The 12193-nt window shown below is 73.9% G+C and carries 11 protein-coding genes and 1 pseudogene; 4 read left to right on the forward strand and 8 right to left on the reverse strand.

The window, feature by feature from the left end:
- Window positions 1-3: 3 nt before the first annotated feature.
- On the reverse strand, window positions 4-153 hold the full coding sequence (locus tag BLV02_RS37425; protein ID WP_245737687.1) for a hypothetical protein: 150 nt from the start codon (window positions 151-153) through the stop codon (window positions 4-6).
- A gap of 127 nt (window positions 154-280) precedes the next feature.
- Window positions 281-520 (reverse strand): annotated as a pseudogene (locus BLV02_RS38165) (glycerophosphodiester phosphodiesterase family protein); the annotation flags it as partial.
- Between BLV02_RS38165 and BLV02_RS00320 the strand changes: the two are divergent.
- The gene (locus BLV02_RS00320; protein WP_069113953.1) at window positions 519-779 is read left to right on the forward strand and encodes a hypothetical protein; all 261 of its coding nucleotides are present in this window, start codon (window positions 519-521) and stop codon (window positions 777-779) included. The pseudogene BLV02_RS38165 and the gene BLV02_RS00320 overlap by 2 nt on opposite strands.
- Before the next feature lie 33 nt (window positions 780-812).
- Here BLV02_RS00320 and BLV02_RS37915 read toward each other — a convergent pair whose 3' ends face one another.
- Complete coding sequence (locus BLV02_RS37915; protein ID WP_069113954.1) at window positions 813-5099, reverse strand: S8 family serine peptidase; 4287 nt, start codon at window positions 5097-5099, stop codon at window positions 813-815.
- 127 nt (window positions 5100-5226) lie between these two features.
- On the opposite strand from BLV02_RS37915, the gene BLV02_RS00330 reads away from it, so the two are divergent.
- Together BLV02_RS00330 and BLV02_RS00335 are read left to right on the forward strand one after the other, a co-directional pair.
- Entirely contained in the window at window positions 5227-6201 is a 975-nt protein-coding gene (locus tag BLV02_RS00330) for a helix-turn-helix domain-containing protein (RefSeq protein ID WP_069113955.1), read from the forward strand.
- A gap of 42 nt (window positions 6202-6243) precedes the next feature.
- Window positions 6244-6801 carry a DUF3558 family protein gene (locus tag BLV02_RS00335; protein ID WP_171906849.1) on the forward strand — a complete coding sequence of 186 codons (558 nt, stop codon included), beginning with the start codon at window positions 6244-6246 and terminating at the stop codon, window positions 6799-6801.
- Between the two features lie 7 nt (window positions 6802-6808).
- Here BLV02_RS00335 and BLV02_RS00340 read toward each other — a convergent pair whose 3' ends face one another.
- The 5 genes from BLV02_RS00340 to BLV02_RS00360 all read right to left on the reverse strand — a co-directional run bounded on the left by BLV02_RS00340 (window position 6809) and on the right by BLV02_RS00360 (window position 11325).
- Window positions 6809-7642: an MBL fold metallo-hydrolase gene (locus BLV02_RS00340; protein ID WP_069113957.1), complete on the reverse strand. Its 834-nt coding sequence runs from the start codon at window positions 7640-7642 to the stop codon at window positions 6809-6811.
- Between the two features lie 60 nt (window positions 7643-7702).
- Window positions 7703-8335 (reverse strand): alpha-ketoglutarate-dependent dioxygenase AlkB, encoded by a 633-nt coding sequence (locus BLV02_RS00345; RefSeq protein ID WP_069113958.1) that lies wholly within the window; start codon window positions 8333-8335, stop codon window positions 7703-7705.
- Window positions 8336-8367: 32 nt separating this feature from the next.
- Window positions 8368-8958, reverse strand: coding sequence for a dihydrofolate reductase family protein (locus BLV02_RS00350; RefSeq protein WP_069113959.1), 591 nt, complete (start codon window positions 8956-8958; stop codon window positions 8368-8370).
- Window positions 8955-9788: a metalloregulator ArsR/SmtB family transcription factor gene (locus BLV02_RS00355; RefSeq protein WP_069113960.1), complete on the reverse strand. Its 834-nt coding sequence runs from the start codon at window positions 9786-9788 to the stop codon at window positions 8955-8957. The genes BLV02_RS00350 and BLV02_RS00355 overlap by 4 nt, the downstream gene beginning before the upstream one ends.
- 64 nt (window positions 9789-9852) lie before the next feature.
- Window positions 9853-11325: an MFS transporter gene (locus tag BLV02_RS00360; protein WP_069113961.1), complete on the reverse strand. Its 1473-nt coding sequence runs from the start codon at window positions 11323-11325 to the stop codon at window positions 9853-9855.
- Window positions 11326-11476: 151 nt separating this feature from the next.
- Here BLV02_RS00360 and BLV02_RS00365 point away from each other — a divergent pair, with 151 nt between their 5' ends.
- The gene (locus tag BLV02_RS00365) at window positions 11477-12175 is read left to right on the forward strand and encodes a TetR/AcrR family transcriptional regulator (protein ID WP_069113962.1); all 699 of its coding nucleotides are present in this window, start codon (window positions 11477-11479) and stop codon (window positions 12173-12175) included.
- The last annotated feature ends 18 nt before the right edge of the window (window positions 12176-12193 follow it).

The raw sequence follows: 12193 nt of genomic DNA on the forward strand, positions 1-12193 counted from the left end.
GCCTCAGCCGCGCCCGGTGAGCGACTGCGGGAAGTCGGTGATGATCCCCAGCAGCTCCGCCTCGGTGGGCCGGCCGACGTCGAGCAGGCCGATCGGCACCTCCGGCAGCGCGGCCTGGAACGCGCGCGCGTCGGCCACCACGAACGACTGCACGCCGAGCCGGCCCTCCTCCAGCGCGTCGTCGGCTGATCTCGGCCAGCAGGCCGGTCCGCCCGCGGAGCAGCCGGATGACGTCCCGGACGGTGATGATCGGCGCACCGGCGAAGCTCTCGTCGAACCACGAACCGGCGTCGAGGGTGCGCAGCTCGGCCCAGGTGAAGTCGGACACCCGGTAGGACGGCCGGTCGTCCCGGGTGCGCTGGACGTCGATCTCGACGACGTCCGCGCGCTGGCGGACGGCGGCACGGACGGCGGCGGCCGTGTTCTCCGGCTGATGTGACGCGGAGTCGGACCTGGGTCGACTCGTCGGTGAAGACCGCGCGCCCGGCGCGCCGGGCGCGGGTGCTTGGATGTGCTCCATGGACAGCGACCCCGATTCGATCGGCGACGAGCGCGTGCCGGTCGCTCAGGTGCTCAGCGGCCTCGAGGTGCACCCGCTCGCGCAGGGCGAGACGGCCATCGAGGCGTTCGTGCTGATCAAGGTCCTCGACGCCGACGGGCGGCCCGCGTGGTCGTACCGCACCACCAACCGGCTGAACCGCGAGGAACTGCTCGGTGCGCTGATGGTGCAGGTCGACGTGCTGCGCAAGGAACTGCGCGACGAGTGGGACGACGGCTGACTCCGCGTCGTCCCACTCGTCGCGCGCTGCGGCCTACCGGGTGCGGATCCGGTGCACCCCGCCCAGCTGGGTGCCGGCGTAGAGCCAGCGCCCGTCCGGGCTGATCTCCAGCGACACGACCGCGAGGTTCTGCAGGCCCTGGGACACGTTCACCCAGGTCTGCCCGCCGTCGCTGCTGCGAAGGACGCCGCGGCCGCCCTTGACCAGGCCGTTCGCGGAGAACGACGTGGTCGCCGCGTACCAGGTGTCCGAGTCGGCCGGCGACACGATCAGGTCGGCGACCGACATCGGCACCCCGCCGGTGTCGGCGGTGCGGAACGTCTCGCCACCGTCGTCGCTGACCTGGATGGCCGCGCTGCCGGCGACGACCCGCTCACCGTCCACCGCGACGGAGGTCACCTGGCCGTCGGCGACCTTGCGCACCGTCCGCCCGAAGTCGTCGGAGCGGTACAGGCCGGACGCGCTGCCCAGCCAGAGGCCGTCCGGGTCGTCCGGGTCCATCGCGACGGTGGTGAACATCTCGCTGTGGAACTGCTTGCGCCAGCTCTGGCCGTCGTCGTCGGTGACGTACACGCCGACGCCGCCGAGGCTCCAGAACGGGATCACGACGCGGCCGCTGTCGGCCGGCGAGACGGCGAGGTCGAACGGGACCTCGTTGGTGCGGGCGAGGTGCTCCCACTCCTGGCCGCCGTCGGTGCTGCGGTAGACCCAGAACTGCGACAGCGCGTCCTTGCGGATCTTCCACACCGTCTCCGGGTCCTGCGGGTCGGCGGCGAGCTGCGCCACCCGGGTGCCGATGTAGGCCTCGTACCCCGACAGCCCCCACTCGGTGCCGCCGGCCGGCAGCTTCGGCCGGTTCGGCAGGCCGGTGGTGTACACGTCGTAGTCGGTGCCGGCCAGCAGCGTGTCGCCGCCGACGATCTCCAGGTCGTACGGCGTCGCCGCCTGGACGCCGAGGCGCTCCGGGTTCTCGCCGTCCTCGTCGACGGCGAACAGGCCCGCGCCCGGCGACGACCACAGCAGGCCGTCGCCCCACGGCACGACGTCGTCCTCGACGGCGCCGGCCACCGGCTGCGGCAGTTCGGCCCAGGTCTGCCCGCCGTCACGGCTGACGTGCTGCACCGGCCGGTACGTGGTGACCATGAGCACGTCGTCGCTGATCACGATGTCGAGCGCGCCGCCGTCCGGGATCGGGTAGTTGACGTCCCAGTCGCGGCCGCCGTCGTGCGAGCCGACGACGACGTCGTCGACCAGCAGCGCGAGCAGGTCGTCGTCGGCGGCGATGCCCTCGACGAAGCCCTCCTTCGGCGTGTAGATCTGCTCCGTGCCGGTCGGGTCGCCGGCGATCAGCCCGCGGACCGCCCAGACGCCGCGGAGGTTCGCGACGAACAGGTCGTCGCCGGAGACGGCGGCGCCGGTCAGTTCGCTGCCGGCGAGGTTGGGGTGGCTGACCCAGGTGTCGCCGCGGTCGCGGCTGACCAGCAGGGCGTCGGCGGTGACGGCCACCAGGACCTGCGTCTGCGGGTCGCTGACCAGTGCGATCGTGGAGACGTCCGGGACGTCGAGCTGGCGCCACGTCTCGCCGCCGTCCTCGGTGCGCAGGATGCGGCCGCGGTAGGCGGGGTCGGCGGTGGTGTCGAGGAACCCGCCGGTCGAGCCGTTGACCGCGTACCACATGACGTCCGGGTCGTCGGCGGCCACGACGAGGTTGCCGTTGCCGGTGCCGCCGGCGACGGGCAGCCGGTTGTGCTGGCGCCAGGACTCGCCGCCGTCGTCGGTGGTCCACGGCCCGGCCTTCAGGTACTGGGTGATGGCGGCGACGTCCGGGTCGGCCGGGGTCGTCGCGATGGGGCCGGCGCCGGAGTTCGGCCCGATCGGCTGCCAGGCGGCCGGGCTGTTCGAGTTGCCCACCGGCGCGACCACCTCGAACGTCGCCGAGCCGATCAGCCCGACGCCGTCCTGCGTGGTCGCCGAGACGTCGACGGCGTAGGCGCCCACCTTCGGGCCGGTGAGGGCGGCGCGGTACCAGCTGCCGTGGTCGTGCTCGACCTGGACGGTGACCGGACGGCCGCGCGGCGGCGTCACCGTCACCGTCGGCGGCTCGCCGAGCGGGCCGGGCGTCCAGATGAAGGCCTCCGACGTGCCGTCGCTCGGGTCGGGCGAGGTCTGCACGACGAGGCTCCGCGCGGCCAGCAGGTACGGCACCCGGACCTCCTCGTCGCCGGCGGTGGCGACGATCCAGCCGGACAGGTCGGCGTCCTGCTCGGGCCGGTCCGCGGACACCGTGACCTCGACCGCGAGCTCGCCGCCGGCCGGGATGGTCGCCTCGGCCGGCGTGACGGTGACCGTGCCGGCGCTGCCCGGCGCCGCCTGGGCCGCCAGCGCGACCGTGACGTCGGCGTCGGACGTGTTGCGCAGGGTGGTCGTGCCGCTGCCGCCGATGACCGGCGTGGTGAGGTCGGCCAGGCCGAGCGACACCGAGGCGGGCGACGCGATCAGGTCCGCGGCCGCCGCGGCGGCGACGTCGAGCCGTCCCGCGCCGGAGATCGTCGGGCCGGCCTCGACCGGCGCCGCCGACCCGGTGAGCCGGGCGTTCACGTCGGCGACGGGTTCGTCGGGGCGCAGCTGGCGCACCAGCGCCGCGGCGCCGGCGACGTGCGGGGCGGCCATGCTGGTGCCGGAGAGCCGGTACTGGCCGGGCGCCCACCACTGGGTCGGGATCGCCGACATGATCTCGAAGCCGGGCGCCACGAGGTCGGGCTCGATCGAGTAGTCCGGCGACGGGCCGCGCGAGCTGAACCCGAGCACCTGGTCGGTGACGTCCTCACCGGAGATCTCGATCTGCACCGGCCCGGCGCCGAGGTCGCGCTTCAGCACGTCCCACTGCGACTCGAGCAGGCTCATGACGACCAGCTCGTCGAGCCGGAAGTCGTCGCCGGAGATCGCGTTGCTCGGCAGCGGGACGTCGACGACGCCGGGCTCGGCGCCGCCGTCGAGCGCGGACGGCGCGCCGGGGTCCTCGCCCATCAGCACCGGGCCGCCGAAGTTGTCGATGTAGGCGAGCAGCGCGACGGCGCCGCGCTCCTCGGCCAGCCGGGCCTGCTCGATCATCCACGGCGCGACGTCGGTGATCTGGGCCGGCAGGTTCTGCCGGTAGGCGACCACCTTGCCGCTGACGTCGCCGACGCGGTCGTAGTCCTCCTCGTAGCCGTCGCCGACGTCGACCAGCTCGGCGACCACGGGTGTCTCGGGCGCCGGCGCGGAGAACGGCACCCGGAACGTGGCGATCGGCTCCTGGCGGGGCGCGGCCAGCCGGGCCGTCGGCAGCACCAGCGCGCTCGCCGACGCGCCGACCGACAGTACGCCGTCGGCCAGCGCCGGGCTGCCCATGGTGTGGGCTCCGGGGCCGGAGTTGCCGGACGACGCGACCACCACGACACCGGCCTCGGTGGCGGCGGTGGACGCGAGACCGATCGGGTCGGTGCCGTCGCCGGGGCCGCCGAGGCTCATGTTCACCACGTCGGCCCGGTAGGGGTTGTCCGGGTCGGTGGCCGCCTCGAGGCCGGCGATGATGTCGGACTCCCAGCCCTCGCCGATCTCGTTCATCACCTTGTAGGCGGTGAGCTGCGCGCCGGGTGCGACGCCGGTGACCGCCGCGGCGGGGTCGCCGGTGCCGGCGATGATGCCGGCGACGTGGGTGCCGTGGCCGTTGTCGTCCATCGGGTCGTCGTCGCCGTTGACGAAGTCGTGGCCGGCGACGACCTTGTGGTCCGGGCCGAACCCGCCGCCCAGCGACGGGTGGGTGTAGTCGACGCCGGAGTCGAGGACGGCGACGACGGTGCCGGTGCCGTCGGCGGGCCCGCCGGCCGGCGCCTCCTGCTCCCAGACCTCGGGGGCGCCGACGAGCGGCACGCTGACGTCGGTGCTGGCCCGGACCCGCTGGTCCGGTACCACGTCGGCGACGCCGGGCAGCTGCCGCAGCGCGTCGACGTCGTCGGCCGGGACGGTGAGCGCGACGGCGTGCACCAGGCCGGTGAACTCGTGCTCGACCTCGGCGTCGATGCCCTGGTCCGCGGCCGCCGACAGCATCGTGCGCTGGGCGGTGACGGCGGCACGCTCGGTCTGGGCGTTCGCGGCCGCGAGTTCGGCGGGCGCGACGGGTTCGCCGCCGGGGCCGGCCATGAGGACGATGACGCGGGTGTCGGCCGCCGGGTCGGTCTCGGCGGCCGCGCCGGTGGCGAACGGGGTCAGGCCGGCCGCGGCGAGGGCGACGGCCAGTGCGGCGCCGGATCCGGCGCGGAGTCGTCGAGCAATCATCATGCTCCCGAGGTCAGACCGCGGGCGGGGGTTCCGCGGTTTGCGACATTCGTAGTGGTTGTGACTCCGTGTATCAATGGCTGTAGCTGGCCGCTTGCGGCCGGTGGCACATACCGGCCACATTGGGACGATGACGACCGACGACGACTCCTCGCTCGCCCCGGTGGGCCTTGCCCCGTTCGACGAAGAGGTCTACCGCACCCTTCTGACCTGCGTCGACGCCACGCCGGCGGCGCTGGCGCAGCAGCTCGGGCAGCCCGAGGGCCGGGTCGACCGCGCGTGCGGGCGGCTGCGTGCGCTCGGGCTGGTCATCCGGATGTCCGGACGGCGCCGCCGCTACACCGCCGTCGACCCCGAGGCCGCGCTCGACGCGCTGGTCCGCGAGCGCGCCGGCGAGCTCGACCAGGTGCGCGGCTCCGCCCTCGCGCTGTCGTCGATCTTCCACGCCGCCCGCCGCCAGGCCGGCGGCGGCAGCACCGTCGAGCTGCTCAACGGGCCCGAGGAGCAGGGCCGCTGGTTCGTCCGGCTGCAGCACCAGGTGCGCTCGGAGATGATGGTGCTGGACCGCCCGCCCTACGTGCTGGCCGCCGTCAACCCGGTCGAGCCGGTGCGCCTCGACAGCGGCGTGCACTGGCGGGCCATCTACGCGCCGGAGGCGCTCGAGGTGCCCGGCGCCATGGACGAGATCGACGACCTCACCCGCCGCGGCGAGCAGGGCCGCGTCCTGCCCGGGCTGCCGATGAAGCTGGCCATCGCCGACCGCCGGGTCGCGCTACTGCCGCTGTCGATGGAGGTGGGCCACGCGCAGGGACTGGTGATCCGCGAGTCGACGCTGCTCGACGCGCTGGTGGAGCTGTTCGAGGTGTACTGGGCGCGGGCGACGCCGCTGCCGTCGTCGCCCGCGGCGTTCGACCCGGACGCGCCGGACGAGGACCGGCAGCTGGTGCGGCTGCTGGCGGCGGGGCTCACGGACAACGCCATCGCGCGCCAGCTCGGGCTGTCGACGCGCACCATGCGACGGCGCACCCGGCGGCTGTTCGACCAGTTGCAGGCGACGAACCGGTTCCAGGCCGGGATCCAGGCGGCCCGGCGCGGGTGGTGGTGAACGGGGCGCGGCGGGCCGGGACGCGTGCCAGGATGGTGCGCCGTGCCACGGATACCAGTTGCCGCCGCCGTCGTCGCCCTGCTCGTGCTGACCGGCTGCGGCGGCGACGACGACCCGGCCGCCGACGCGCCCGCGGCGACCAGCGAGCCGTCGGCGGCCCCGTCCGACCCCGAGCCGACGGCCTCGCCGTCGCCGGGCGGTGACGACACCGGGCTGGCCGCGCTGGACCCGTGCGCGATGGTCGACGCCGCCGGGCTGGCGTCGCTCGGGCTGACCGGCGGCGAGGCGAAGGAGGTCGGCGACGCGCGGGTCTGCCGGCACCGGCTCGAGGGCCCGACGCTGGACGAGAGCTTCACCGTGTCGATCGAGCTGTTCGACGGCCTCGGCGCCGCCGACATCGTCGCGACGGACGTCCAGCCGCTGCCGCCGGTCGGCACGCACGAGGCCGTGACGTTCACCGGCACCACCGGCGGCTGCGTCGTCAGCCTCGCCGTCACCGCGACGTCCCGCCTCGACGCCACCGCCGTCGGCGGCGACCCGGCGCTGGCCTGCGACCACGCGGCCGCCCTGGCCGCTCTCGCCGAGCCCGCGCTGCCCTGACGAGCGGCTACTCGGGCGCCGCGTCGCGCTCGCGTCGCCGGGCGAGGCTGTCGCGTTGCCCGGTGTGCACGTCGACCGCCCACTCCCAGCCGGGCTTGGCCGACGGGCCGATGCGAGGGTCGACGGGTGCGCGGCCGTCGCGCAGGGCGTGCACGTACGCGCGGTCGAGGTCGATGCGCGCGCGGAACTGGTCGGGCCCGCCGACGGACCCGTGACCCGGGACGACGACCTCGACGTCGCCGGCCACGTCGTCGAACAGCCGTAGTGCGGCGAGGTAGTCCTCGACCGGGTCCGTGGCGGCGCCGACGTCGAGCATCGGGACCAGCACGTCGGACAGCATGTCGCCGGCGACGAGCACACGGGGCTCCTCGACCAGCAGCGCGGCGTGGCCCTCGGCATGCCCTCGATGCTCGATGATCCGCACCCGCGGGCCGTCCCACGGAAGCCGCGTGGTTCCGGCGGGCAGGCCGGTGATGCGGCCGAAGAGGTCGAGCGGCACCTCGTCGGCGATCTCGGGCGGCAGCCCCTCGGCGGCGCGGGCCCGCCAGTCGGCGTCCGACAGCACGTCGCGCATGACGGCCGCGCAGCGGGCGGTGCCGTAGCGGGGCGCTTCGCCGAGGTCGGCGTGCCAGAGCACGTGGTCCCAGTCGGGATGCGTCGCGAAGCCGGCCACCACCGGCCGGCCCGCCTCGGACAGGTCGGTCGCGAGGCAGGTCAGCTCGCCGGCCGTGAGGCCGGGGTCGACGACCAGGACGCCGTCGCGGCCCTGCACGACGACGGCGTTGTTCTCGAGCAACGCGCTCTGGTGGACCTGCACACCCTCAGCGACCCGCGTCAGCATGAGCCCGCCTCTCCCCTGTGGTTGCCGGGAGCGTAGTACCCGTGGCGCCGCGGGGTACTACTAGCGGACTCCCCTGGGCCGGAACTGGACGCTGATGCGCGGGCCGACCGGCTTCGCCGTCTTCGGGACCGCGTGCTCCCACGTCCGCTGGCAGGACCCGCCCATGACCAGGAGGTCGCCGTGGCCGACGGCGAAGCGGAGGGTGGCGCTGCCGCCGCCGCGCTGGCGCAGCAGCAGGGCACGCGGCGCGCCGAGCGAGACGATGGCGACCATGGTGTCCTCGGTGCGGCTGCGCCCGATGGTGTCGCCGTGCCAGGCGACGCTGTCGCGACCGTCGCGGTAGAAGCACATGCCGGCCGTGGTGAACGGCTCGCCCAGCTCGGCGGCGTAGTGCCGGCTCAGCGCCTCGCGGGCGTCGGTGAGCAGGGGGTCGGGCAGCGGCTCGGCGTCGCCGTAGAAGCGCACCAGCCGAGGGACGTCGACCACCCGCTCGTACATGGTGCGCCGCTCGGCCCGCCACGGCACCGACTCGACCAGCCCGGTGAACAGCTGGTCGGACCCGGCGACCCACCCCCGCCGGACGTCGACCCAGGCGCCCTGGGTGAGCACGGTGCGCTCGACGGCGCCGCCGAGCGTACCGAGCGTGGCACCGGCGGCGGTGTCGAGCAGGGAGGCTTGGAAGGCAACGCTCATGCCGCCAGGCTACCCTGATTCGAACGGACGTTCTACCCTTGCCTGATGCGGTCGTAGACGAGCGACAGCATGCCGTGCTCGCCCCTGGCTTCGCTCGCCAGCGCCCACTCGGCGGCGGGCAGGCCGTCGTCGAACAGCCGCGGCCCGCCGCCGAGGAAGACCGGGAACAGGGTGAGCGCCAGCCGGTCGACCACGTCGGCCGCCAGCAGCGCCTTGATGACGCTCGCGCTGGAGAGCACGAGGAGGTCGCCGCCCTCGGTCGCGGCGAGCTCCGCGATCGCCTCGGCGGCCGACCGGTCGACGATCGTGGTGCGCTCCCACGGCGCCTCGCCGAGCGTCGAGGAGAAGACCACCTTGTCGGTCTCGACCAGCCACGTCGCGAAGGCCTCGTCACGCGGGTCGGCGCCGGCGGCGCCGATGACGGTGGGCCAGAAGCCGAGGAACCCCTCGGCGTTGACCCGTCCCATGACGGCCGTGGTGGCCGGCTCCCAGAGGCTGGTCAGGTGGTCGCGGGCCACGTCGGTGACGGCGTAGGGCAGCACCCAGCCCATGTCCTGCGGGTCCGGCCCGCTGTAGTGGCCGTCGAGCGAGAGGGCGATGTTGGTGACGACTCGGCGGTTCATGCGATGCTCCTCGAGGTGGGGTCGGAGAGGGCGGCGACGAGGTTGTCGAGGCTCTGGCCGTAGCCGAGCTCGATGCCCGCGATGAAGTCCGCGGACTCGACGGTGCTGCCGGCGATGCGGAGCTCGACGTCGAGCTCGGTGCCGGCGCCGCTGGGCCGCAGGTCGTAGTCGACGTGCGCGGTGAAGGCGCGCCGGCCGTCGGGCAGCATCGGGGCGAGCCGGTAGCTGAGGCGCTCACCCGGGCGCACCTCGTCGACGACGCCCTCGGCGCGTCCGGCGACCGGGTCGGAGCCGCCGGTGTCCTCGACGTCGAGGTACTCGTGAACGATCGGCGCACCCGGCCGCGCCTCGAAGGCGAGCTCGGACACCCGCAGGTCCTCGGGCGTCCACCACCGGGCGAGCAGAGCCGGCTCGGTGAGGTGCCGCCAGACGAGGCCGGGAGGCGCCGGCAGGCGCCGGGAGAACCGGAAGGAGCGGCCGTCGGCCCACCCGGGCGCGTCCGCGGCGAGCCGTTCCGCCTCGAGATCGAGCCCGTAGCGGTCGAAGGTGGCCCGCGAGCCGGCGTTCCCATCGGCGGTGTCGGCGACCCGCCCCAGCGCGGCGGCCAGCTCGCGGAGCGGCTCGGAGCGCAGCGCGTAGATGTGGCGCTGGCCGCTGCGCTGCGAGGTGACGATGCCGGCGCGCTCGAGGGTCTGCAGGTGCTTGGTCGTCTGCGGCTGGCGCGCCCCAGCGAGCTGGGCGAGGACGCCCACCGGGCGCGGCCGCTCGGCCAGCAGGCACACCAGCCGCCAGCGGGCCGCGTCGGCCAGCGCGGAGAGGATCACGTCCATGAGCAAAGTATTCACCCAAGTGAATATTCGCGTCAAGGAATGTCCGCCTTGCGGCCGGCACGTTCTACCTCTGGCTGACGTCACGCCCTACTGACTGCGCCGGGCGCAGGCTGATCACCGCGACGGCCAGCGCCACGGCCAGCAGGCCGGCGCAGACGGCGAACGCCGCCGCGTAACCGTCGGCCGACGCCTCGGCGGGGTTCGGGTCGTTCGACGCCGTGGTGACGGCGATGGCGACCACGTTGAGCGCCGAGATCCCGACCGCGCCGCCGATCTCTCGCACGGCATTGGTCAAGGCGCTGGCCACGCCGGCCGTCGTCGGCGCCACGCCCTGCAGCGCGAGGCTGACGATGGCGGTGAGCACGATCCCGAAGCCGACGCCGAGCGCCACCTGCACAGGCAGGATCAGCGACCAGAACGAGGAATCGGCCCGCAGGAACGCCATCGGCGACATCGCGGCGACCGCGATGCCCAGGCCCACGGCGATGACGGTTCGCGCCGGCCAGATCGGCATCAGCCGGCCGGCCGCGACGGCGCCGACGAGGATGCCGACGCCGATCGGGACGAACGCCAGACCGGTGAGCAGCGCCGAGAGGTCCTGGACCCCCTGAAGATAGAAGGTCAGCAGGAGATAGAACGTGGCGGCCACGGCGTTGACGAGCAGGATGATCAGGAACGCGCCGCCGCGGGTTCGGTGCGCGAGCAAGCCCAGCGGCATCATCGGCTCGGGCGAGCGGTGCTGGAGAGCGACGAACACCGCCAGCAGGGCGACGCCGCCCAGGAGGAAGGCCAACGTGACCGGTGCCAGCCAGCCGTCGGCGGCGACGTTCGAGATGGCGTAGATGACGGAGCCGACACCGGCGGTGGCGGTGACCGCTCCGGGCACGTCATACCTCGTCGGCCGCTCCGCGGTGCTCTCCTCGAGGTGGCGAAGCGCCAGGATCAGAAGGACGAGACCGACCGGGAGGTTGATCAGCAGGCACCATCGCCACGATCCGAGCGACGTCAGCACGCCGCCGAGCACCATCCCGAAGATGCCGCCGGCGCCGGACGCGACGCCGAAGATCGCGAACGCCTTGGCGCGCGCCCTGCCGGTGTAGGCAGTGGTGAGAATCGCCAGACCGGCCGGGGCGAGGAAGGCCGCCGAAGCGCCCTGCGCCGCGCGGGCCGCCAGCAGCATCGCCTCGTTCACGGCGAGGCCGCCGACGACCGAGGCGAGCGTGAAGCCGATCAGGCCCGCCAGGAAGGTCTTCTGCCGCCCGCGGACGTCCGCGACCCGGCCACCCAGCATCAGCAGTCCGCCGAAGGCCAGCGAGTAGCCGGTCACCACCCACTGCTTTCGCGAGTCGGCCATGCCGAGGTCCGCCTGTGCGGACGGCAGGGCGATGTTGACGACCGACGCGTCCAGCACGATCAGGAACTGAGCCGTCACGACGATCGCCAGGGTGTAGGCCCGCCGCCGGGCCGTGGCCGCATCGGCCGCCTGATCGCCTGGTGGGCCGCCCGGCCGGGCATCACTCTGTTCACGTGTCGTCATGGCCGGGACTTTACAACACTATGTCGTAAAGTAGTGAGCGAGCCTCGTGAGCCGGGCAGCGGGACGGGTTCGGCTCGGGCCACGCAGGCCACGTGCGCTCCGCCCGTGGGATAGCGTTGGCGCCCATCGGGCGTCGGAACTGGAGATCCGGATGGCAGGCGCGAAGGCGGCACGGCGCATGGGCCGGCCCCCGCTCGTCGACCGCGACGCGATCGTGCGGGCCGCACTGGAGATCGGCTTCGCCAAGCTCAGCATGTCCGCCGTCGGCCAGCGGCTGGGAGCATCACACTCGACGCTCTACCGCTACTTCGCCAGCCGGGACGCGCTCGCCTCAGCCGCCATCGATCGCGCGGTCGAAGCGGGCGACTGGCCGGAGCCCGGCGGGGATTGGCGCTCCTACCTCTCCGCCTTGGCGTGGTCGTACTGGGATCTCTACGACGCTCATCCCGGTCTCGCCGCCGAGGTGTCCGGTCTGCGCTCGACGTCGCGGGCCATGGTCGCCCTGACGAACGATGCCGCCGTAGCGCTGCTGGACTTCGGGTTCAGCGCCCGTCAGGCCATCGTGGTCCAGGACATGCACGCCGAGCTCGTGATACAGGCATTCCTCAGCGCACCGTCCGGGGCCGACGACCCGCCGCCCGAGGGCGACGGCCGGCACACGTTCAGCATCGTGAACGGCACCCGCATGCGCAGAGCCGAACTGATCGAACCGTGGCTGACCCTGTACGACGAACGGATCCGGGCCGAGTTCGCCGCCGCTGTCGCGCGTGACCCACGCGAGCAGTTCAGTAGCAAGCTCGCCATCCTTCTCGATGGCGTCGAGGCTCTGGTCGGGCCGGCTGATCGCTGACGCCACCCGGGCTCCCGG

Source organism: Jiangella alba, assembly GCF_900106035.1.
Classification (GTDB): domain Bacteria; phylum Actinomycetota; class Actinomycetes; order Jiangellales; family Jiangellaceae; genus Jiangella; species Jiangella alba.